General features: G+C 60.2%; 24 protein-coding genes. 11 read left to right on the forward strand and 13 right to left on the reverse strand.

Features of this window, described 5'->3' with window-relative positions:
• Positions 1-15 precede the first annotated feature (15 nt).
• From thiL to NR164_RS19155, 4 genes are all read left to right on the forward strand, one after another.
• The gene (thiL, locus tag NR164_RS19140; RefSeq protein ID WP_079444802.1) at positions 16-981 is read left to right on the forward strand and encodes a thiamine-phosphate kinase; all 966 of its coding nucleotides are present in this window, start codon (positions 16-18) and stop codon (positions 979-981) included.
• Positions 982-1,123: 142 nt separating this feature from the next.
• Positions 1,124-1,741 carry a GTP cyclohydrolase II gene (gene ribA, locus NR164_RS19145; RefSeq protein ID WP_017849574.1) on the forward strand — a complete coding sequence of 206 codons (618 nt, stop codon included), beginning with the start codon at positions 1,124-1,126 and terminating at the stop codon, positions 1,739-1,741.
• Positions 1,738-2,157, forward strand: coding sequence for a nuclear fragile X mental retardation-interacting protein 1 (locus tag NR164_RS19150; RefSeq protein ID WP_026140360.1), 420 nt, complete (start codon positions 1,738-1,740; stop codon positions 2,155-2,157). Before ribA ends, NR164_RS19150 begins: the two co-directional genes overlap by 4 nt.
• On the forward strand, positions 2,154-2,954 hold the full coding sequence (locus NR164_RS19155; RefSeq protein ID WP_256823124.1) for a cobalamin-binding protein: 801 nt from the start codon (positions 2,154-2,156) through the stop codon (positions 2,952-2,954). The genes NR164_RS19150 and NR164_RS19155 overlap by 4 nt, the downstream gene beginning before the upstream one ends.
• A 28-nt stretch (positions 2,955-2,982) precedes the next feature.
• On the opposite strand, the gene NR164_RS19160 is transcribed toward NR164_RS19155, so the two are convergent.
• The 9 genes from NR164_RS19160 to NR164_RS19205 form a co-directional block, all read right to left on the reverse strand.
• Positions 2,983-4,848: a TonB-dependent receptor domain-containing protein gene (locus NR164_RS19160; RefSeq protein ID WP_256823125.1), complete on the reverse strand. Its 1,866-nt coding sequence runs from the start codon at positions 4,846-4,848 to the stop codon at positions 2,983-2,985.
• Between the two features lie 133 nt (positions 4,849-4,981).
• A complete protein-coding gene (gene dxs / locus NR164_RS19170) occupies positions 4,982-6,880 on the reverse strand; it encodes a 1-deoxy-D-xylulose-5-phosphate synthase (protein WP_046381896.1) in 1,899 nt (632 codons plus the stop codon).
• 110 nt (positions 6,881-6,990) lie between these two features.
• A complete protein-coding gene (gene ispA, locus NR164_RS19175) occupies positions 6,991-7,878 on the reverse strand; it encodes a (2E,6E)-farnesyl diphosphate synthase (protein ID WP_017849569.1) in 888 nt (295 codons plus the stop codon).
• Positions 7,875-8,117: an exodeoxyribonuclease VII small subunit gene (locus NR164_RS19180; protein WP_003176346.1), complete on the reverse strand. Its 243-nt coding sequence runs from the start codon at positions 8,115-8,117 to the stop codon at positions 7,875-7,877. The genes ispA and NR164_RS19180 overlap by 4 nt, the downstream gene beginning before the upstream one ends.
• Positions 8,118-8,216: 99 nt before the next feature.
• Positions 8,217-8,828: a transcriptional regulator gene (locus NR164_RS19185; RefSeq protein ID WP_017849568.1), complete on the reverse strand. Its 612-nt coding sequence runs from the start codon at positions 8,826-8,828 to the stop codon at positions 8,217-8,219.
• Positions 8,829-8,886: 58 nt separating this feature from the next.
• Entirely contained in the window at positions 8,887-9,855 is a 969-nt protein-coding gene (locus tag NR164_RS19190) for an ornithine cyclodeaminase (protein ID WP_256823126.1), read from the reverse strand.
• Positions 9,856-9,975: 120 nt separating this feature from the next.
• On the reverse strand, positions 9,976-10,347 hold the full coding sequence (locus NR164_RS19195) for a MerR family transcriptional regulator (RefSeq protein ID WP_057005484.1): 372 nt from the start codon (positions 10,345-10,347) through the stop codon (positions 9,976-9,978).
• Positions 10,286-10,930 (reverse strand): NAD(P)H-dependent oxidoreductase, encoded by a 645-nt coding sequence (locus NR164_RS19200; RefSeq protein ID WP_046381898.1) that lies wholly within the window; start codon positions 10,928-10,930, stop codon positions 10,286-10,288. The genes NR164_RS19195 and NR164_RS19200 overlap by 62 nt, the downstream gene beginning before the upstream one ends.
• A 102-nt stretch (positions 10,931-11,032) precedes the next feature.
• A complete protein-coding gene (locus NR164_RS19205) occupies positions 11,033-11,311 on the reverse strand; it encodes a hypothetical protein (protein WP_256823127.1) in 279 nt (92 codons plus the stop codon).
• Positions 11,312-11,439: 128 nt separating this feature from the next.
• Between NR164_RS19205 and NR164_RS19210 the strand changes: the two genes are divergently transcribed.
• The 5 genes from NR164_RS19210 to NR164_RS19230 all read left to right on the forward strand — a co-directional run bounded on the left by NR164_RS19210 (position 11,440) and on the right by NR164_RS19230 (position 15,316).
• On the forward strand, positions 11,440-11,700 hold the full coding sequence (locus tag NR164_RS19210) for a hypothetical protein (protein ID WP_046381900.1): 261 nt from the start codon (positions 11,440-11,442) through the stop codon (positions 11,698-11,700).
• A gap of 206 nt (positions 11,701-11,906) precedes the next feature.
• Positions 11,907-13,037: a YcjF family protein gene (locus NR164_RS19215; RefSeq protein WP_256823128.1), complete on the forward strand. Its 1,131-nt coding sequence runs from the start codon at positions 11,907-11,909 to the stop codon at positions 13,035-13,037.
• A 94-nt stretch (positions 13,038-13,131) separates the two neighbouring features.
• Positions 13,132-14,259, forward strand: a complete 1,128-nt coding sequence (locus NR164_RS19220; RefSeq protein ID WP_079444797.1) for a GTPase — start codon at positions 13,132-13,134, stop codon at positions 14,257-14,259.
• A gap of 41 nt (positions 14,260-14,300) precedes the next feature.
• Positions 14,301-14,528 carry a GTPase gene (locus tag NR164_RS19225; protein WP_177029857.1) on the forward strand — a complete coding sequence of 76 codons (228 nt, stop codon included), beginning with the start codon at positions 14,301-14,303 and terminating at the stop codon, positions 14,526-14,528.
• A 68-nt stretch (positions 14,529-14,596) separates the two neighbouring features.
• A complete protein-coding gene (locus tag NR164_RS19230) occupies positions 14,597-15,316 on the forward strand; it encodes a hypothetical protein (protein WP_046381904.1) in 720 nt (239 codons plus the stop codon).
• Between the two features lie 88 nt (positions 15,317-15,404).
• On the opposite strand, the gene ycaC is transcribed toward NR164_RS19230, so the two are convergent.
• The 4 genes from ycaC to NR164_RS19250 form a co-directional block, all read right to left on the reverse strand.
• A complete protein-coding gene (ycaC, locus tag NR164_RS19235; RefSeq protein WP_046381905.1) occupies positions 15,405-16,037 on the reverse strand; it encodes an isochorismate family cysteine hydrolase YcaC in 633 nt (210 codons plus the stop codon).
• 247 nt (positions 16,038-16,284) lie between these two features.
• Positions 16,285-17,505: an MFS transporter gene (locus NR164_RS19240; protein WP_169865502.1), complete on the reverse strand. Its 1,221-nt coding sequence runs from the start codon at positions 17,503-17,505 to the stop codon at positions 16,285-16,287.
• On the reverse strand, positions 17,502-18,626 hold the full coding sequence (locus NR164_RS19245) for a GNAT family N-acetyltransferase (protein WP_079444794.1): 1,125 nt from the start codon (positions 18,624-18,626) through the stop codon (positions 17,502-17,504). Before NR164_RS19245 ends, NR164_RS19240 begins: the two co-directional genes overlap by 4 nt.
• A gap of 15 nt (positions 18,627-18,641) precedes the next feature.
• A complete protein-coding gene (locus NR164_RS19250; RefSeq protein ID WP_046381908.1) occupies positions 18,642-19,907 on the reverse strand; it encodes a pyridoxal phosphate-dependent aminotransferase family protein in 1,266 nt (421 codons plus the stop codon).
• Positions 19,908-20,109: 202 nt separating this feature from the next.
• On the opposite strand from NR164_RS19250, the gene NR164_RS19255 reads away from it, so the two are divergent.
• The gene (locus NR164_RS19255) at positions 20,110-20,808 is read left to right on the forward strand and encodes a response regulator (protein ID WP_046381909.1); all 699 of its coding nucleotides are present in this window, start codon (positions 20,110-20,112) and stop codon (positions 20,806-20,808) included.
• Positions 20,805-21,980, forward strand: a complete 1,176-nt coding sequence (locus NR164_RS19260; RefSeq protein ID WP_046381910.1) for a cell wall metabolism sensor histidine kinase WalK — start codon at positions 20,805-20,807, stop codon at positions 21,978-21,980. The genes NR164_RS19255 and NR164_RS19260 overlap by 4 nt, the downstream gene beginning before the upstream one ends.
• Positions 21,981-21,986 lie beyond the last annotated feature (6 nt).

Genomic DNA, 21,986 nt, shown 5'->3' on the forward strand with positions numbered 1-21,986 from the left:
GCGCTTGAGTTCCCGATGGGCGAGTTTGAGCTGATCCGCAAATACTTCGCCGCCGCGCCTTGTGCGCAGGGCGGCGAGGGCATTGCCCTGGGGATCGGCGATGACTGCGCCTTGCTGGCGCTCCCCGCCGGGGAGCAGTTGGCAATCTCCACCGATACCTTGGTGGCCGGCGTGCATTTCGCCGACCCCTGTGATCCGTTCCTGCTCGGCCAGCGCTCGCTGGCCGTGGCGGTGAGCGATCTGGCCGCCATGGGCGCCGACCCCATCGCGTTTACCCTGGCCCTCACAACACCCACCGTCGATGCCGATTGGCTGCAACGCTATGCCCAGGGTTTGAACGCCATGGCGCAGAGCTGCCGCGTGGGCCTGGTCGGCGGCGACACCACGCGCGGGCCGCTGAGCCTGACCATGACCGTGTTCGGCCGTGTACCGGCCGGGCAAGCGTTGACCCGCAGCGGTGCGCGGCCGGGTGACTTGCTGTGTGTGGGCGGGGAATTGGGCAACGCGGCGGGAGCGCTGCCGTTGGTGCTGGGCCAGCGCAGCGCCGAGGCCGGCATCGCCGACCCGCTGCTGGCGCATTACTGGTCGCCGCAACCGCAGTTGGCCCTGGGCGTTGCCCTTCGGGGCAAGGCGACGTCTGCAATGGATATTTCCGACGGGCTCCTGGCCGATTGTGGGCATATCGCCAAGGCATCGGCTGTCAGCCTGCTGGTCGAGCGCCAGCGACTGCCGTTATCCAAAGCCTTGCTCGCATTTGTCGGCGATGACGCGGCGCGGGTGGCGGCCTTGAGTGGCGGCGACGACTATGTGTTGGTGTTCACCCTGCCACCGGCCGCGCTGGCACCGTTGCTGGCGGGCGGCTGGCCGGTGCATGTGATCGGCCGGGTCGAGGCGGGGCAGGGGGTGACGCTGCTCGACGCGAACGGGCGCGACATCACCCCGGCCGTTCGCGGTTATCAACATTTTCGCGAGACGCCCTGAGTTAGCATTCAGACCTGCATAGAACCGAGACGAAGGCCAATCGAGCCGATTGATCTTTATCAACGATAATTCAGCTTAAGCGTCTGTAGGAACGTGCTGTTACAATGCCCGCCTCTGTGAAATCTGAAATCAGGAGCACACGGTGCCCGTCGTTTTCGTCGCTGCTTCCAAGCTGCCTACCCCTTTTGCCATGTTCACCATGCATGGCTTCCTCGAAGAAGCCAACGGGCGCGAGCACGTCGTGCTCAGCCTGGGCGATATCGCCGATGGCGCGCCGGTACTGGGCCGCATCCACTCCGAGTGCCTGACCGGCGACGCGCTGTTCAGCCAGCGCTGCGACTGTGGTTCGCAACTGGAAGCGGCGATGCGCGCCATCGCCCATGAAGGTCGTGGCATCTTGCTGTACTTGCGCCAGGAAGGTCGTGGCATTGGCCTGCTGAATAAAATCCGCGCCTACGAGTTGCAGGACGGCGGCGCCGACACCGTTGAAGCCAACGAGCGCCTGGGCTTTGCCGCCGACCAGCGTGATTACGGCATCTGCCTGCCGATGCTGGAGCACCTGGGCGTGAAATCCCTGCGCCTGATGACCAACAACCCGCGCAAGGTCAAAGCCTTGACCGAGATGGGCATCACCGTCGCCGAGCGCGTGCCGCTGCACACCGGGCACAACCCGCACAACAAGCTCTACCTGGCGACCAAAGCCAGCAAGCTCGACCACATGATGGGCAACGAACACCAGGGCGAGGTCGACCGCGCGTGACTCGAGGCCAGGTGAAACGGCGACTGTCCTTCAATTGGTGGCAGTACCTGGCGCTGGCGTTGCTGCCATTGTTCGTGATCAACCTGGTGTTCGCTCAGGCCGAACCGCTGTTGCCGGTGCTGGCCATGCCGTTCTTCATTGCCGGCGTGGCCTCGATGTTTCTCAGCCTGCGCTATTTTCATGGCTATAAACATGCGTTGATCGCCACCTCTAAAGCCCTCGACACCGCAGAAGAGCCGGCGGCCTGGATCACCCTTGCCGCCCGTCGGCGCACGGCGTTGCTGATTGCCTCCGTGCCGGCCTGGATCGGTGCGCTGGCGGTATTCGTCGGCCTGGAAGCGGTGCCGTTGTTCCTGCTGGCGTTGTCGACCCTGGTGTTGTTTTACCTCTACCGCATCCCGCGTCAATTGGGATGAAGCCTCGCTGGCTGGCGCTCCTGCTGCTGGCGTTCGCTGCCCAGGCCCTGGCGGTCGAGCGGGTGGTCAGCCTGGCGCCGTCGCTGTCGGAAATCGTGGTTGAACTGGGCGCTGCCGACCTGTTGGTGGGCGTGCTCGACGGCGGCGAACGGCCAGCGGCGCTGGCGAAGGTCGCGTCGGTCGGGCGCTATGGGCAATTGAACATCGAGCGCTTGCTCAGCCTCAAGCCCGACCTGATCCTGCTCTGGCCCGGCAGCGTCGGCCCGGCCCAGCGTGAACAGCTGCAGCGCCTGAATATCCCGGTCTACGTCGCCGAACCCCATAACCTCGAACAACTGACCCAGCAGGTCCAGGCCATCGCCGAGCAACTGGGGCGCGCCGACGCCGGCCGGCAATTGTCTGCGCAGTTGCGCCAACGCCTGGCCGGGTTGCGCCAGCGCTATCAGCGCGCCGAACCCTTGCGGGTGTTTTACCAAGTGTGGAGCCCGCCTTTGTACACCGTGGGCGGTGGGCAGATCATCAGCGATGCGCTGAGTGTGTGCGGCGCGCGCAATGTGTTCGACGACCTCACGCTGCCTGCGCCGCAGGTCAGCGTCGAGTCGGTGCTGCAGCGCAACCCCGAGGTGATTCTGGCGGCGGATCAACCGCAGTTGGATGCCTGGAAAGCCTGGCCGCAGCTGGCGGCGGTGGCGCAGGGGCGTTTGCTGTTGGTGCCGGACAAAGGCCTGGAACGGCCGAGCGGGCAGATGTTGGAAGCCTTGGCGCGGTTGTGTCAGGTGATTGCGCCGAACCGCTGACGCAATCGCAGGCACGCCGACGTTTCTATCAGAGCGTCGGCGTCCAGGTCACGCCAACCCTCCACACCCGACCTTCTTCCCGATAGTCCTGATTGTTCAGGAACGCCGGATCGTCATAGCTGTAACGTGCCCGAGCGTAAGTCTTGTCCAGCACGTTATCGACTTTCAGCGACAGCGCCACTTCCCGGCTGAGCGCCCAACTGCTGCGCAGCCCGAGCAAGGCATAACCGCCCAGGCGATTGCGATTGGCTTCGTCGTCGTAGCTGCTGCTGATCGCCTGCCAGCTCGCACCGACGCCGAGTTGATCGAATTGCCGATCCAGGTCCAGGTTCAGGGTGCGCCGCGCACGGCGGGCGAGGGTGTGGCCGCTGTCGCGGTCGCGCGGGTCGATCAGCGAAACGCCCAGGTTGCCCTGCCAGCCGAACAGCTCGTGCTTGAGCGCGGCTTCAAAACCATTGATACGCGCCGAGGCGACGTTCTGCGGTTTGTCGCCGTCGAGAATGATCGCGTCGCTCAAGTCGGTGCGGTACAGCGAGGTTTCCAGGCGCGTGTGGTCGCCGAGCTGGCTGCGCCATTGCAGCTCGTAACTCTTGGAGGTCTCGGGCTGAAGATTCGGGTTGCTGTTGCTGTACTGCGTTTCCGGGTAATAGAGGTCATTGAAGGTCGGCGCACGGAAGCCTTCGCTGTAGCTCAGCAGCACATCATTGTCGGGATTGATCGGCACGGTGAGGGTGCCGCTCCAGCTGTTCTGGCTACCGAACTGTTGGTTCTGGTCATGGCGCAGGCCCAGTTCGGTGGAAAACCATTCGCTGTGGAAACGATGCTGCACAAACGCGGCGCGGTTCCAGCGGCTGTTTTCGGTGAAGGTGGTGGAGCCGTGGAAGCGGTCTTCGTACCAGTCACCGCCGAGGATCAGGCTGTTGCGGTCATTTAGCGTCAGGTCGTTCTGCCAGTTGAGCGAGTCGCGGTAGGTGTTGAACACGCTGAAGTCATCGCTGAGCGTATCGCGCTTGGTATCGCGGTTCTCGCTGTGGCCCAGCTCCAGGCGCGATTGCCAGCGCTCGGTGAGGCTCGCGTCGACATAGCTGCTGGCGCTGCTCACGGCGTAGTCGGTGTAGGGTTTCTGGCCGAAGCTGACGTCGTACTCCGACTTGCCGCGGCTATCCAGCAGGTTGAAACCGGCTTCCAACGCGTCACTGAAACTGTGGCTGAGGTTCAGGCTGACGGACTGGTTGCGGTAGGCATCATGGTCGCCATCGCTGGGAAACGAGGTGTGTGTCGAGTTGATGCCGGCGCTTTCATCCAGGCTTGCGCCCAGGTTGAAGCGCGTGTGTTCGTCGCCGCCGGACAGCCCGAGGCTACGCTCCCAGCTCTGGTGGCTGCCGAAGCCCAACCGCAGGCGCGGTTGCAGGCCCTGTTCGGCGTTGCGCCGGGTAAACACCTGGATCACCCCGCCAATCGCATCGCTGCCGTAGATCACCGAGCGCGAGCCGCGCAGCACTTCGACGCGCTCGATCTGGTCCACATTCAGGTATTGCAGGCCGCTGTCGCCGGAGGTGGCGTTGGCGATGCGCTGGCCGTCCACCAGCACCAGGCTTTGCGCGGACTTGGTGCCGCGCAGGTAGATGCCCGGCAAACTACCACGGCCGCCGGTGGGCGCCACTTGCACACCGGGCACGCGGCTGAGCAGGTCGGTCAGGCTGGTGGGTTGCAGGCGGTCGATGTCGTCGCGGGTGAAGACGGTGTTGGCGGCGCTGCTGTCGTTGCGCGCCTGGACCTGGCGGTTGGCGCTGATGACCACGTCGGGGAGTTTCAGCGCGGCGTCGCGGGTGTCGGCGAGCAGGTCGTGGGCTGGCAGAAGCAGCAAGGGCAGGGCAAGGCGCAGGTGATTCATAGAGCGGTCCATAGCTTTTTGTAGGAGCGAGCTTGCTCGCGAAAAACCTGAGGACGCCGCGTGCATACAGAGTGCACGCGTCATCGTTGACGTTTTTCGCGAGCAAGCTCGCTCCTACAGAAGTCTCGGGGGGTTATAAACCCAGGAGTGTCATGCGTTCGCGGACCGACGCCTCGATACCCGCCTCGTCGAGCCCGCACTCGGCGAGCATCTGCGCCGGCTTGGCGTGTTCGACGTACACATCCGGCAAGCCCAGGTGCAGCACCGACTTGAGGATGTTCTCGCGCGCCAGGAACTCGCTGACCGCCGCACCGGCACCGCCCATGATGGCGTTTTCTTCGACCGTCACCAGCAGTTCGTGGCCGGCGGCGATCTCGCGCACCAGCGCTTCATCCAGCGGTTTGACGAAACGCATGTCGACCACGGTGGCGTCGATCTTCTCGGCGACTTTCAGGGCTTCGGCCAGTTGCACGCCGAACACCAGGAACGCGGTCTTGCTGCCTTGGCGTCGCACAATGCCCTTGCCGATTTCGATCGGCGCCAGGTCTTTTTCGATCACCGCGTTCGGGCCGGTGCCGCGCGGGTAGCGCACGGCGGCCGGGCCGTTGTAGAGGTGGCCGGTGCTGAGCATCTTGCGCAGTTCGTTTTCGTCGCTCGGCGTCATCACCAGCATGCCGGGGATGCAACGCAGGTAGGACAGGTCGAAGCTGCCGGCGTGGGTCGGGCCGTCTTCGCCGACCAGTCCGGCGCGGTCGATGGCGAACAGTACGTCGAGGTGCTGCACCGCGACGTCATGCACCAACTGGTCATAAGCGCGCTGCAGGAAGGTGGAGTAGATCGCCACCACCGGCTTGGCGCCTTCGCAGGCCATGCCTGCGGCGAATGTCACCGCGTGCTGCTCAGCGATGGCGACGTCGAAGTAGCGCAGCGGGAAACGCTCGCTGAACGCCACCAGGTCGGAACCTTCCTTCATCGCCGGGGTAATCCCCACCAGGCGCGGGTCGGCGGCGGCCATGTCGCACAGCCATTCGCCGAACACACCGGAGTACTTTGGCCCGCTGGCTTTTTTCGGCGCGGCGGCGGGGGCGTCCAGGGGGTCGAGCTTGGTGATCGCGTGGTAACCGATCGGGTCGACTTCCGCCGGGGCGAAGCCTTTGCCTTTCTTGGTGACGATGTGCAGGAACTGCGGGCCTTTGAGGTCACGCATGTTGCGCAGCGTGGCGATCAGGGTCGGCAGGTCGTGGCCGTCGATGGGGCCGATGTAGTTCCAGCCCAGCTCTTCGAACAGCGTGCCGGGCACCAGCATGCCTTTGGCATATTCTTCGGTGCGGCGGGCAATTTCCCACGCGCCGGGCAAGCGCGACAGCACTTTCTTACTGCCTTCGCGCATGCTGGCGTAGGTCCGGCTGGAAAGGATCTTCGCCAGGTAGTTGGACAGGCCGCCGACATTGCGCGAGATCGACATGTCGTTGTCGTTGAGGATCACCAGCATGTTGGCGTCCACTTCCGGCGCATGGTTCAGCGCTTCGAAAGCCATGCCGGCGGTCAGCGCGCCGTCACCGATCACCGCAATCGCCTTGCGATCGCTGCCTTGCAGGCGCGAGGCAATCGCCATGCCTAGCGCGGCACTGATCGAGGTGCTGGAGTGGCCGACGCCAAAGGTGTCGTACTCGCTCTCCGAGCGACGCGGGAAGGCGGCGATGCCGTCCTTCTGGCGCAGGGTGCTCATGCGCTCGCGACGGCCGGTGAGGATTTTATGCGGATACGCCTGATGGCCTACGTCCCACACCAGCCGGTCGTCCGGGGTGTCGAACACGTAATGCAGCGCGATGGTCAGCTCGATGACGCCCAGGCCGGCACCGAAATGCCCACCGGTCTGGCCGACCGTGTAGAGCAATTCCAGGCGCAATTCATCGGCCAGGGTTACCAGCTCGGCTTCACCCAGACGACGCAGGCCGTCCGGCGTGACAGCACGGTCGAGCAGAGGCGTGGACGGGCGTTTGCGGGGAATCTCTTGAAACGTCGTGGGCATCAGGCGAATCGTTATAGGTATAGAAGAGGCGGCAGTTTACCTCAAGCATCGCAAACTGCCCACGCAGAGCACCGAACTTGACCGATATGTGGCTGTAATGGCCGCGGTTATCAGTGACGACGTTCGACGATGTACCGCGCCAGGTCTCGCAGGGGCTCGGCCGCTGCGTCGAAAGGTCGCAGGGCGGCCAGGGCCTGGTCGCGCAGTTCCAGGGCATAGGCCTTGGCGGCATCCAGCCCGAGCAGCGCAGGATAAGTCGGTTTGTCCCGTGCGATATCGGCGCCCTGACGTTTGCCCAGGGTGGCGGTGTCACTTTCTACGTCGAGAATGTCGTCCTGCACCTGGAACGCCAGGCCGATGGCTCCGGAATAGACCTGCAAGGCCGCCAATTGCGCGGCTTCGGCACGCCCACTGGCCAGGGCGCCCAGGTGGACTGCGGCTTCGATCAGGGCGCCGGTCTTATGCCGATGCATGTGTTCGAGGGCCTGTTGATCGAGCTTCTGGCCCACCGAGCCGAGATCGATGGCCTGGCCACCGACCATCCCGGCGGGGCCTGCGGCCACCGCCAGGGTGGTGACCATGCGCAAGCGGATCTCGGCATTCACGCTGCTCAAACTCGGGTCGAGCAATGCGCTGAACGCCAGGCTTTGCAGGCCATCGCCGGCGAGGATCGCGCAGGCTTCGTCAAAGGCTTTATGGGTGGTCGGCTGGCCGCGACGCAGGTCATCGTCGTCCATCGCCGGCAAATCGTCATGCACCAGGGAATAGGCGTGAATCAACTCCACCGCGCAGGCCGCGCCGTTGGCCTGTTCGGCAGGCGCGCCGAGGGCTTCGCAGGCCGCATAGGCCAGCAACGGACGCACCCGCTTGCCGCCATTCATCACGCTGTAGCGCATGGCCTCGTAGAGCCGTTTCATTTCCGGGCTTGGCGCAACAAACAAGGGCTCCAGCGCCGCATTGACCCGGGCTTGGCTACTGGCCTGATACGCGTCGATCATTCGGGCTGTTCCGCATCGAAAGGTTCTTCGGCCAACTCCCCGTCGCGTTCGAGCAACACCTGAACCTTCTGCTCTGCCTGCGCCAACGCGCTCTGGCAGTCGCGGGTCAGGCCGATGCCTTGTTCAAACGCCGTCAGCGAGTCTTCCAGCGACAACTCGCCGTTCTCCAGACGCTCGACCAGGGTTTGCAGGTCGGCGAGGGATTGTTCGAAATCGAGTGCAACTTTTTTGCGGGCCATGGCGGCTATTCCGGTAGACGGTAAACCGGCGCGACACTAGCAGACATGGGGGATGGGGGCAAATGAACGGGGCGACTGAGCCGATTGCGCGGTCGCCTGTTACTGCGCCGCCGCGGCGCGCAAATAGTTATACACACTGGCCCGGGAAATCTTGAAGTAGTCGCCGACGTAGTCGACAAAGTTACGCACATCCAGCAGGCCGTGCTCCCGCGCCTGCACCAGCACCTGGATGATTTCGCTACGGCCGAAATCGGCGGGTTTCAAATGATTTTCGGCGGCGAGGGTTTCGATGATCTCATTGAGTTTTTCCCGCCAATCGCCGCTGAACAGCGATTCTGGGCGCCCCTGGGACTGCTGGCCCACGGCAAAGCCGCTGATCAGTTTCTGCACTTGGGCCAGGGCGGTCACATCGAAGTTCAGGCACAGCAAGGCGCAGGGTTCACCGTTGGCGGCACGGGCGACGAGGGAGATCGAACGCAACTGACGGCTGTTGATCCCGGTCTTTTCATACGGCCCGACGGTGTCGGGTCCGGCAGCCAACTCAGCCAGGTCAGTGATCAGCGATTCATCCCCGACCTGACGTCGGGAAAAGCCATTGGCGATGTGGGCAATACGCCCGGTGTGCAGGTCGTGTACCACGGCTTCCAGGTCCGGATAGAGCAGGGCGGCGATGCCGTCGGCGGTTGCCTTGATGAATGCGATATCGACCATGGGTTAACCGGGCACTGGAAAAAGGAACGGTGATTGTACGCAGGCGTCCGAACAGTTGTCAGTCCACGGCCTGCATGCGCTGCACCGCGAGGGTCGCCAGTGCGATGTCCTGAGCGGCCAGGCCGGTCAGGTCGGCGATGGTCAGGTCATCGTCGCGGAAACGCCCGCGTGCCTTACCGGCCAGCACATGGCCGAGGGAAACGTCGGCCTGGTCGCTGATCAAATGGGCCCGTACTGCGTGGCTCATTTCGCCATGGTCCAGGCATTGGGCCCGGTCATCGGTCATGAGCACCCGTGCCCTTTGCAGCAGCAACGGGTCCAGCTCCTGTTTGCCTGGGCTGTCTGCGCCCAGGGCGACAATATGAGTGCCTTTACGCACCACGTCGGCCGGTACGATTGCCTGGGTCGACGGCGTGCAGGTAATCACCAGATTGCACTGTGCGAAAACAGCCTCAACGCTGTCGGCTGCTTGGGCTTTCAACCCAGCTTGCTGCAGTGCGTTGGCGAGGTGTTGTGCCCGCTCGGGAGCGCGTCCCCAGATCACCACACGCTCGATTCCGAGCAGTTCGCAGGTCCAGCGCGCCTGCAGTTGCGCCTGATGCCCGCTGCCGAGAATGCCTAGCGCGCTCACCCGTGCGGGCGCCCCGGCCCGTGCGGCCAAGGCACCGGCGGCGGCAGTGCGGCAACTGGTCAGCCAGCCTTCGTCGTTGAGGATGGCGCGGGTCTTGCCGGTGTGAGAATCGAACACCAGCACCAGGCCATTATTGGTCTCCAGGCCGCGGGAAGGATTCTCATAAAAGCCCATGGCCAGCTTGACCACAAACACCGAACCGTCTTTCGCGTAGCCGGACTTGATATGACAGTCCCCCGGCGGGTTTTCAAACAACAACACCCCCGGCGGCGGGGCCACGATGCGGCCGTCGGCGTGACTGATCAATGCCTGTTCCACCGCGTGCAGCATGTCTTGGCGCGACAGCGTGGCGCGCAATGCACTGAGTTCGTAAACCGCCAGTGGCACCGCGCTCATCACGCACGCTCCTGCGGGGGAAAGCAGGTTTTAAGCTTGAAGTCCGAGAGTGTGGTCATGGCGCGCTCCTGAATATCAACGGGACGAAAGCGCGACACTAACCTGATTTATATTTATTGTCTAATTTGTACTTATCGTACAATTCTGGTTTGAGTGTTTAAGCATCGCGTCAAACTCGACCAGCCCGGCCTGCATCTTCTGCAGTGCCGCCATCTGCAGCGCCAGCTCCTCCTGCTTGCGGGCAATCGCCTGGCTCGCGCGCGCCCAGGGCAGCGCGTCGCCCTGGTGCCCGTGCAAAATGGCCTGTAACTCCTTGAGCTTGAAACCCAGTTGCTGAGCACACTTGATCAACATCAGCAGCTCGACACTCTGCGCCGAATAGACCCGATACCGCCCCGCTCTCTGCGGGCTGGGAAGCAGGCCGATCGCTTCATAGTGACGAATCGCCTTGATGGTCGTGCCCGACAGTTGCGCCGCTTTGCCGATGAACATGAAAACGCCCTTTTCCAAATAATCCGCCGGCCCGCGTCAGCCAACGAGCGCGTTGCGCGGGCGTGGAACCCAGCACCGGCCCGAGCAACAAGGTCTTGGTCACCGTTATGCCGCAAAACGCCAGCGTCGTCTTGCGCATCTGATGAATGCCCGGCATGCGGTAGAACCAGCGGTAATACCATGGCGGCGTATCGAGCGTCACCAGCAAGTGCGCGGTTCGGCCATGCAGCAGCTTGTCAGGAAATGCCTTGCCTGCACGGTACTTGAAGGCGAAGCCGGGTAGGAAAACTCTATCGATAAAGCCCTTCATCAACGCCGGAATACCACCCCACCAAATCGGCAAGACAAACGCCAAATGGGTGGCCCACAGGATATCTGCCTGGGCACCGAGCAAATCGGCTTCCAGGGCTTGAATGTCGGTGTAACCGTGATGCAGCACCGGGTCGAAAGCCAGCGTGCCCAGCCGTAGGACGCGTACTTCATGGTCGGCGTTTTTGGCCGATTGGATGTAGGTGTCCGCCAGTGCCGAACAGAAACTGGTGCTGGAGGGATGACCGAGGATGACCAGAATGCGCTGAGCCATGGGGATGAGTCCTGAAACGGGGTTGCAGGGTAGGGGCTGCCGTATAGGGGAGAGTCAAGGGGAATAGCGCGATGCGGCTTGCCCCACGTTTTGCCCCGTTACTCATAAAACCCCGGTCTCAAGTGCTTGAGATTCGTCACCGATGAACAGCGGCTGGAACGTTTTGCTTGGCACGTAGCCGGTTATTTTTTTGTCATGTGTAAGGTTTTGAGGCGTATGTTCGGTGATGTGCATATTGATGTCGTTGGCCGCCTGCCGGCGTTTGCTACCAACGCTCTGGATCACGTGCCCCGTGGTCTGCCGGCCCTCCTGCCGGGCGACAATCTCGATCAAGCAGTGGCGAAGTGCCAGTCCCGAGCAAACCTGTTCAATGCAATGCATGGGTTCCATCCCCTCGTGACGTGTGCGAATACTTTACCTGTATAAGTCTACATTCTAGACCTGTCGTCTATTGCTACATATCGTGTGGCTGTCGTTTAAACAAATCGAGTACACGCAAGGAAGTACGCATGACTATGGCAGAAGCAGTGTCGACAGGGGCATTGGTAGTGTTGGGGAGCATCCTGCTGGTGCTCCTGCTGCAATACTTGAGGCTGCGTGAACTCTGGAAAATGGCGCTTACCTGCCGCCGGAACGCGCGCTGGGGGCGGATCTATGAGGCTGAGAACCGGGAGTTGCGTTCTGCGCTGCGCGCTGAGAAGGCGCATATCAAGCAGTTGCAGAGGAAAGTCGGGCTTTTGCAAGGGGGGGTGACTGCGCAGGAGGAATAGGTAGAGAAGGATGTCTCGCTGATCACTTTTCAGACGAGAGCAGGAGCGTCAAAAACAATACCCGTTGGAGCCTATCCTCCCAACCGCTGCGCTTGACAGGGATAGTGGCAAAGTGCGATTGAGGCTTTAGGATTTTGGGGCCGGGGCGATAACCTTTTTTTAGCGCGCCCTCTTTTGAGCGCCGCGTAGCGACGGAGAATAGAACAATGGCAAGTATGGAAGCTCAACTGGAAGAGCAGTTCGATAAGGAAATGGCGTCGGTCAAACGCCCGAACCTGATGATTGTTGGCGGCACCGGTGTTGGAAAGAGCAGCCTGATCAATCATATCTTCGGCAAAACGATTGCCAAGGTCGGTACCGGGCAGCCTGTCACTCGGGGTTGTCATCGCTACGAAGACGCCAACATCCCTTTGGTCATCTTTGATACCGAAGGTTATGAGGTGACGGAAGGCAAACCCTCGACAGGCAACTTTCGGGAAAAAATCATCCCGGAGATCAAACAGCGCAAGTTCAAGGCGCTGGATGAACAGATCCATCTCATTTGGTACTGCCTCAGCGTAGCCAACCACCGGGTTACTGATTTTGACCTGGACAACTTGCGATTGATTACCGGTGAACTGGATATTCCGGTGGCTGTGGTACTCACCCAGTGCGATGCCGAACCCATTGACGATGACGGCAACGGTGAGACTTCCCGGGCGTTTCGCAACGTGCTGCGCGAGCACGGTATTCATTGTGAGGTTTTCGAGACCTGTGCAAATAACCCCAGCCACGATCCAGAGCTGAAACTGGACCTCGAAAAGTTAATCGCCTGGTCGAGTGCATCACTCAAGAACGATGCGCTACGCCAGTCCTTCGTGGCTGCCCAGATCGCGTCGCTACCAGCCAAACGCAGCGAGGCGATGACCATCATCATGACCTACAGCGGCACCACCGCCGCCAGCGCCGGACTTAACCCGGTGCCGATGTCGGACGCGTTACTCATTGTGCCTCAGCAGATGGCGATGGCGGCATCGCTGGCCAAGCTCTACGGGTTTGGCTCGATGGGTGAAATGGCCGTCAGCCTGCTCAAGGGCCAGATCCTCAGCCTGGTGGGGCGTCAGTTGGCAGCCAGCCTGACCAAGATGATCCCCGTGCTTGGGCAGATCATTAACGCCGCTGTTGCCGGGGCGATCACCGGAGCGCTGGGCTTGGCCCTGGTCGAGGTCTATGAACGCGCCGTGGACGGCTACCTGAAGACAGGCAAGTCACCGGACTGGGCTCGCCTCTTTTCTAACGAGCAGTTCATGCAGGCATTCAAGATTGCGCTGGGGAAATGGGGCAATCAAAAAGCTTGAAGCCACTTGGCGCACTCTGAAGGCCGTGGCGAGAGACAGATCTGTTTCTAGGCAGGCCTTCATCCCCTTTCAGCGGTTCAGGGTTTAGAGAGACATGGATCAGTTCGCGATCAACATCATCGTGCTGGGTAAAAGCGGCGTCGGCAAAAGCAGCTTCTGCAACTATCTTTTTGACCAGGTGGGTTTGTTTGAGACGGGAAGTGGCAAGCCCGTCACCTCCTGGGAGAAAAATTTTCAGTCGCACACCTTCGAGCACCAGGGGCACCTGTTGAATGTGTTCGACAGCGTTGGCCTGGAAGCTGACAACTATGAGCGATGGCTCCAACAGTTCGACCGTTTCATGCAGCAACATCGTGCGCGCCCGATGGAACCGGAAACCTGGATTCATGGTGCCTTCTATGTGATCAACGCCAGCTCCGCACGGCTGGAACCGGTGGATGTGAATCTGATCAAACGGCTTGGACTGGATGCCAGGATTCCCCTGCAAGTCATCCTGACCAATGCCGACGTTGCGGGCGATAAGGTCGAGGCCCTCGAGCGAGAAATTCACCAACTATGCCCGGGTGTATCGGTGACGCCGCTGTGTTCGGTATCGGTACGTAGGCGTGGTGGTCAGTCGACGCAAGCCTTTGGTCGCGATGAAGTGCTTTCGCTCTACCTGGAACAGTCGCATGCCTTTCTCAGCAAGCGTCTGGCTGCGATGAGCTGCTTGAACTTCAAAGGTGTGCTTCGCCAAATGCGCGATACGGTCGTTGCCAAGATCGAAAAGGCAGACCTCAGCATCTTTAGAATCGCGGACCTCGATCTGGATACGGAAATCGAGTTGCCCGATTTTGATGAGGTGTTTTCCGATCTGAAAGGCTTCGATGACTACCTCTCATCCTTTGGTTTCATGGGGGACTGGGAGACCAGCGATGAGCTGGAAAACGCAGTGACCCGTGTGTTTGACGACTTCCAGCGAGAGATGGAGGGCCGCTTCAAAGAGATCGAAGACGGGTTCGAGTCCGATAGCTTCCTGCGCAAGGTGGGCGCGCTCTATGAGGCGGCAAAAATCATCCTGACCCTTAAATCGACCATGATTGAATGGCTGGATGACGGTTTTGGCCGTGTCCACGCAGAACTCGACAGGCTCTTCGTCAAATATGCCGAGGACGACAACTTCTTCGCCAGTCATCTAACGGGACGCGTCTTCATCAGGCCCAAACTGTTCGGCATTTTCTAAGCACGGGCTGCATCAGCGCTATTTAAGGAAGAGCATTAACCATGGGCTTCGATTCGATTTATGCGGTGCTGCCAGACCACGCGGCCGAGATAAGCCGCTTGCAGTACTTGTTGGCTGACGCACGGCTGCCGGTGGTTTCGGTGATCGGCAAATACAACCATGGCAAGAGCTCCTTGCTCAACGCCCTCGTGGCGCGCGAGCAGTCCGCCGTGTCGGATGCTCGGGAAACCACCGTATTGAGCTACGTCGAGCCTGAACGCCTGAGTTGAACCTGTCTTCTTATCGTGACGCCGCTCATGCTGGGCGGCTGCTTTTTTTTGCAAAGGAATGACGCTGCATGAATCGAATGTTTGTAAGCCCTTGGTTGTCGGTATCCCCCAACGGCCCGGTGACCTGTGCTCACCCCCGCGCACATGACTATGTTCATTTACGCCAAGGCGAAATGGATGGTGCCTGTGGACCTTACTGCGTGGCGATGACCTTGATCGCATTGGGCGTTATGTCCCGCGAGCAGGCTCAATCACTCGACAGTTACGATGGCCGAACCCGACTGGGTCGCTTTCGCGAAAGCCTGCTGGCCTTTGGCGCCCTGGTGTCGGAAGGCACCGACGATTTCGATGTGAGCTGGCTGGTTGATGTGTTCAAGCACGCCGGGGTTGTGACCGAAGTGCTGGATGCAGCGCCGCGACGACAGACGACCATCCGCAATATTGCCGACGCCGTCGACAACCGCAAAATCCCGATCGTCTGTGTCGATTGGGACGACGGCCTGGCGGCGCATTGGCTGCTGGTTATCGGCTATCAGGGTTACCAGGCAAACGATGACGATGAATTACAAATCACCCACCTGCTGTGCCTCGACCCCACCAGTGACGCCCCACGGGTGTCACTCTGGAATGCAGTGATCGAAGTCTTCACCGAGGAGGGTAAATCGGTGAACGAAGGTCGTTACTACTGCCAGCACTGGGGCCCCAACGCCGCGCCGACGGCCTGCCGAATTGCTCAGAGTGTTTTGGTGGGGCTCGATAAAAAAGCCGAGTCCAACTATTTCTACTGAGTAAAGTGCGGGCGCCGCACCGTCCATCGCAGCACCTAACGAAGCAAGCCTGCTTTTTCAAGCAGGCTTATCGTTGACGGCAGTTTTCTTACTTCTGCTGCGCCGTCAGCGCCGCATAACCATTCATCAAGTTGCGATAGTTCGGAATACGCTGGGACAACAGATTGCCCAGGCCTTCGATATCGTTGCGCCAGTCGCGATGCAGCTCACACGCCACCGAAAACCAGTTCATCATCTGCGCACCGGCCTGCGTCATCCGGCTCCACGCCGCCTGTTGCACCGTGGTATTGAAGGTGCCCGACGCATCCGTCACCACAAATACATCAAACCCCTCCGCCAGCGCCGACAACGTCGGGAACGCCACGCACACATCCGTCACCACGCCGGCAATGATGATCTGCTTACGCCCGGTGGCCTTGATCGCCTTGACGAAGTCTTCGTTGTCCCACGCATTGATCTGGCCAGGGCGAGCGATGTACGGCGCGTCCGGGAACATCTCCTTCAACTCCGGCACCAGCGGGCCGTTAGGGCCTTGCTCGAAGCTGGTGGTGAGGATCGTCGGCAGGTTGAAGAACTTGGCCAGGTCCGCCAGGGCCAGCACGTTGTTCTTGAACTCGTTGGGCGAGAAGTCCTGCACCAGGGAGATCAGACCGGTCTGGTGGTCGACCAGCAGGACTACGGCGTCGTCTTTGTTCAAGCGGTTGTAGGTTGGCGTGCTCATGGTTGAATCCTTTTTTGTTTAAGTGGGTTGGGCGTTGCGTTCAACATGGGCACAGATTAATGGGCGGGACGTGGGGGATAAATCGGCTGGGAGGCGTCTTACTGTCAACTTAAAAGGGACAATTGGTTGAGCTACTCGCAGTATCGGTCCTTTTCACTTGCGGGATGTTTCCTAGAGAACTCCAGGAGCGGTATGAGGGTGTTCTTCAAAAGAGCGGGCGTCAGTGCTCTGCGTGATTAACGGTGTTCTATTCGAGCTCCACCTTTTTCAGGTGAAGCCAGGCTGTACTCACCTTCATCACAATGACCCCCAACAGCAGCAAGCCGGTGAGCGTCATGGCGAGCCCTTGCAGCAAGATGTTTGCCGGTACCTTATCGGCCACGACGCCTGTCAGCATGACCGAAACAAGAAAGGCCGCGCCTGTGCCGGTATCCAGCAATGCAATCACACGGGCATAGAAATCCCCAGCAACCTGCTGATAGATGCGTAACAGGCTCAGGGTAATGACCAGCCCCTCCGCCAGCCCCGTCACAGCCACCAACGGCAATGCCAAACCGAGGCTGTCGACTTTCGATACAACCCAGATAGAGGCACATATCAGGGTCAGACTGATCAACATCCATGCGCCATATTGCTGCCCGACACGGGGCCATGACGACAAAGCAAGTCCAGCCAGCATGCCGACACCATAGGCGCCGAACAGCAACCCGACATCGGCCGGTGGGCGCTCCAGCACCTGGACCACATAGACAAGCGCAAGAATCTCAAAACTGCCAAGGGCCAGCATCACCAGCATACTGGCCGTCATGGGCAGTATCAGGCTGGCTCCATAGCGTGAAACCGCCGTGCGCAAATCGCGCCAGATACCTACTTCATCGGCCTGCTCCCGCTTGACATGGGACGAGGGCAACAACACACACAAGACACTGGCGATGAGCAGCAGCACGCCAATTACCACAACCGCCAGCACATGCCCGTAGTGGCTGGCCAGCACGCCAGCCAACAGCGTACCGATGGCCATCCCTGACATGCGCGCGGCCATGATGATGGCGTTGGCAGCGGGTAGCCTATCTGCCGAAACCAGGCTGGGTAACAAGGCACTGGCACCCGGCACGAAGAACCGGTTGCATGTCGCCGCCAGGGCAGCAATGGCAAGGATCGGGATAAGCTGCCCACGCATCGCCGGCAGCAAGAGTGCCAGGATGATGAACAGACGCGCCACACAGGCCCAGACCAGTACCCGTTTGAGATCGGTGCGATCGGCCACTGCACCGGCCCATGCGCCGAACAGCAGCATCGGGATCAACTCGCATATGACCAGCAACATGATGTTGAACGCCGACTGGGTCAGATCGAATACCACGATCTGCAGCAGTACGATCAGCATCCAATCCGCCACCGAAATCACCCATTGCAGACCGGTCAAGAGCAAAAGACCGGCGCCATGTTTGTGTAGCAGCCGCTTCACCGCTGGTCTTCCACAGTCAGGTTTTCCTGCGCGAGCTTGTCCTGGTCGTGCTTGAGCACAAATCGATGCAGGATCATGCGAAGCAGTCGCCCGAGCCACTTGGGATTGGCTTGCATCCAGGCGTAACAGGCTTGCAGGCGACAGCCCATTTCGACTTTGCCCTGCTCGTTGGAAATACCAAAGTTAATGCTGCGCAGTCCTTTGCCGATGGCGTGGCGAACGATGTGGTAGCCCATTGCGCGGTGGATGGACAGGCGACTCGTTGCCTCCAGATCCACGCCGCAATAGGTGGATTCCAGATGGTCGCCCAGAACAAAACAGAGGTCGAACGCATCAATGCGTCCTTCCTTGCGCAGCAGCAACCACACCGCATGGTCGAGCTGGCTCATTTGCAGAAAGAAATCTTCGGTGACCATGATCTGGTCAGGCGAGTGATGTTTGCGATACAGCTGTAACCATAAGGCGTGCAAGCGCTGCGCTTCATCAGTCGACAGTGCCTGACCCTCGCGAATGTCGAGACAATAGCCTGCCTTTTCAAGCGATCGCAGATCACGGCGTATGCTTTTGCGCTTGGGGTGCTGCTCCAGATACTGCTCAAAGTCTGTCCAGGGCAGCTCCAAATGCGCGCAGCTGTAGAGCTTGTCGAGCGCCTGCTTGTGGAGGTAGTCGGCTGTCGGAAAATCCCGCCCGACGAACAGTCGGACGCCGCGCTTGATTGACGCCCGCTCCAGCGCAGCCACCAGACCATATCGCAGGCTTATGGAATTCGCAGTCACCGCTAACATCAGCGGCAACCCCGTATTGACCGGCGTTCCCAGGGTTGTGACGCGCAATGACATCCCATATGGCAGATGAATCCGCCATAGGGTGGCTACAGCAGCGCCGACCAGTTCACCGTTTGAAATGGCCAGCGCATAAAGGTACTGGCATTCCAGGCCGCTGGCCTCCAGGGCAGCCATATACTCATGGCTGCAAAACTGATGAGGCTTGCACAGTTGATTCCAGGACGTTCGGTCAATCGTCGCAATCGAGTCCTTGATTTCAATATGTTCCGCCGCCCAAGTGGTGTCATTTGTGCTGGCCGGCAAGCCGACCCGCACCACCTGTTCCATGCGTGTCATATGCGACTTCCTGACCTAGTTCGCTGCCGCTAGCAGGCTCTCGCCCAATCGACTGGATGAATCATCGCAACCGAGCAGATTTTCCAGGCTTTGGGCAAACCTCTCGATTTCCGCGTCGGTGTGGTGCCGGTGCAAGATCAGCCGTATCAGTGCCTGATTGGGCTTGACCGCCGGATAGCGGAAGATCGGCACGCAGAAGCCTTGTTGCTCCAACTGCTCCCGAACTTGCTCGGCCTTGCTGTCCTTGCCGATCAACACGGAGGTGATGTAAGACGGTGTGCTATTGAGCTGCAGTCCACCGTCAAGCAATCGCAGGCGAAACGCCAGGCTTCTGCGCAGGAAGTCATCCATGATGGAAGGGTCGCGCTTGAGGCGCTCGATGATGGATGCCGCTGCGTCTGCCGTTGGCGGTTGAATGGCGGCTGTGAAGATCGACGTTCCACTCAGTACTTCAAAGGCGTCGATGTACTCCGCGTTGGCGCTGATCGCACCGCCTTCCAGGCCTACTGATTTCGATAATGAGATCATGATGAAATCGGCGCGGCGAAGGTGCTGGAACTCTTCGTAGAAATTGCGCTGCGGCTCGCCATACACCATGAAACCATTGGCGTCGTCGATATAACTCAGGGCATTGAATCGTTCACACAGATCCAGGATCGTACCGATAGGCGCCACGCTCCCGTCGGAGGAGTAGACACTTTCGAAAACCACAATGGCCTTTCGATCTCCGATATTTTGCAGAACACGTTCAAGGTCGGCCACATCGTTATGCTTGAACGACAGCAGCGATTCGCCGTACTTAAGGTGCGCGGCGGCTTTCCAGAGACTCCAGTGGCAATCACGGTCAAAGATCAGCACGGCATCGCGGTTGTCAATGCCGCTGCTGGGGGAGAAATTGAACTTCGCTGTCATGGCATTGATGAAGCCAAGGTTGGCCAGCATGCCTGAGGCAAACGTGAGTGTTTTGTCTTTGCCATGATGCTCGCTGAGCAACGTTTCCAATCGGAAATGTGGCTCGCAGACACCCTGCGTCGCCCGCGACCCACCGGTGGAAAGCCCATAGCGCTTGACCGACTCACAGAACGCATCGAGCACTTGCGGGTCCTGTTGCCAGCCGAGGTAGTTGATCCCCGAAAAATTCACATACGGCAGGCCATTGCGCGTGATGCGCGAACCAGACATTCCTTCCATCAGGACCGGCTCGCGCAGGAACCCTTCTGACACCGACGACTCAACGAAGCGCTGAAAACCCCAGCGATCCACATTTGGTGATATTTCCATATGTCCCTCCTCCATTCATCCTGATTGCCAACACTTGATAGAACTTGACAAATTGCAAAAAATAAGCTTGTCGATTTTGTTTCAAGTGGTAGCGTTTAGTCGTCTCAACGATTTACGGCCGCATTCAGAAGCGCAATTATCGTTGCACCGAAATATCAAGTAACGATCAACAAGCCATCAAGATCGCATGAAGGAGTGACCTGTGAGTTTAGGACGAGTACTGATCGTCGAGGATGATTTCGATGGGGCTGAAGTACTGGAGGCCTATCTTGGCCGGGATGGATTCCAGACGCGACATGCAGCAGATGGCCATAAAGCCTTGGACTACCACGCGCGTTGGCGGCCGGATCTGGTGCTGCTGGACATCATGTTGCCGGGACTCAGCGGCAACGAGGTTTTGACTGCCATTCGCCAACACTCAGCGACCCCAGTCATTATGGTGACCGCTGTTGGGCACGAACCCAGCCGCATCAACTCCCTGCTGTACGGTGCTGATGACTATGTGGTCAAACCCTACAACCCAGGGGAAGTGGTTGCTCGCGTGCATGCGGTGCTGCGGCGTTGGCGTGGGGGTGGCCAGGGTCAGTCGACCTTGCTACGGCATAATCACTTGGTCATTGATTTGAATGCGGCACTGGCGACCATTGAAATCAATGGCACCAATCAACCCCTGGAGTTGACGCGCACCGAGTTCAATCTACTGTCCATGATGATGGCCGCGCCATCGCGCATGTACACACGTGCCGAGCTGCTCGCCAACTGCCTGCCCGAAAGTGATGCGATGGAGCGAGTGGTCGATGCCCACCTGTACAACCTGCGACGCAAGCTGGAGCGAGTAGGCATTCACGATGTCGTTCTGACGGTGCGGGGGCTGGGGTATCGCTTCAGCAATCCGGCATGAGCACGGCAAAGAACGGACTCTCCCGCCAACTCTGGTACTGGATCAGCCTGCGCATGATCGGCCTGGCACTGGCGGCCATGCTGGTGGTGGGGGCTGGCATGTGGTTACGCTTCTTCTCGTGGGAAACCAAACTGCGAAACGCACTGCCCGAGGCCGTGCGCCAGGAACTCAAGGTCCTGGAAGTCGACCATGCCGCCAATGCCGAGCGCCTGCGTGAAATCTATGGGCAATACCTCTATGGCGATTACTTCACGCCAGAGGTCCTCCGGGCGGATCTGCTGTGGTTCAGCGGGCTGGCGCTGATTGCGCTCCCCCTGATTATCGGCGGCGGCATCTGGGTCTCGTTGCGCCTGTCGCGCCAACTCAGCGCCGTTGCGATCTCGGCAATGCACATCGCTGGCGGAGACTTCCGGTCACGAGCAGGCAACGTGCGCGATGCCCCCGCAGCGCTGTATAGCCTGATGGCCGATTTCAACCACATGGCTGAGCGCCTGGAGCGGCAGGAGCGGGAATTACAGGCATCCAGCGCCGCCATCGCCCACGAGCTGCGCACGCCCCTCACCGCTGCCAAGGGGCGGCTACAGGGTCTGATCGATGGCGTATTCGAGGCCTCGCCGCAACAGTTGGTCATGATCATGCGACAGCTTGATCAGCTCAATCGGCTCATTGATGATCTGTACTTATTGTCGCTGGCCACAGCCGACCAGTTGCAGCTGATGCCCTCAAGCTTTGCACTCAAGTCCCTGATGGAAGAGCGAGTGGCTTGGGCGGCGCCACGCTTGCAACAGCAACCGGTGAACATCGTCCTCGACTGTCCGGACGGTTTGATGTTGATCGCCGATCGCGACCGCTTAGGCCAGGTACTGTCGATCCTGCTCGACAATGCCCTGTGCTACGCCGCATCCGGGGGGTATCTGGCGCTGCGGGCCAGCAAGCGGCAAGACCGGGTGCTGCTCGACGTCGAGGATGCTGGCCCGGGCTTCGCACCGGAGCATATCGAGCGCTCGTGCGACCGTTTCTGGCGTGCCGAACATTCGCGCTCTCGCCATGCAGGCGGCAGCGGGCTGGGGCTGTCGGTGGCAGTCGCTATCTGCCAAGCCCATAGTGGCAAGCTGAGTGTCCATAATCGTGCCGAGGGCGGCGGTCGCATCCATATCGAGTTGCCAGGCTGACTCAAG

The organism is Pseudomonas sp. Pse79 (assembly GCF_024519615.1).
Taxonomy (GTDB): Bacteria; Pseudomonadota; Gammaproteobacteria; order Pseudomonadales; family Pseudomonadaceae; genus Aquipseudomonas; species Aquipseudomonas veronii.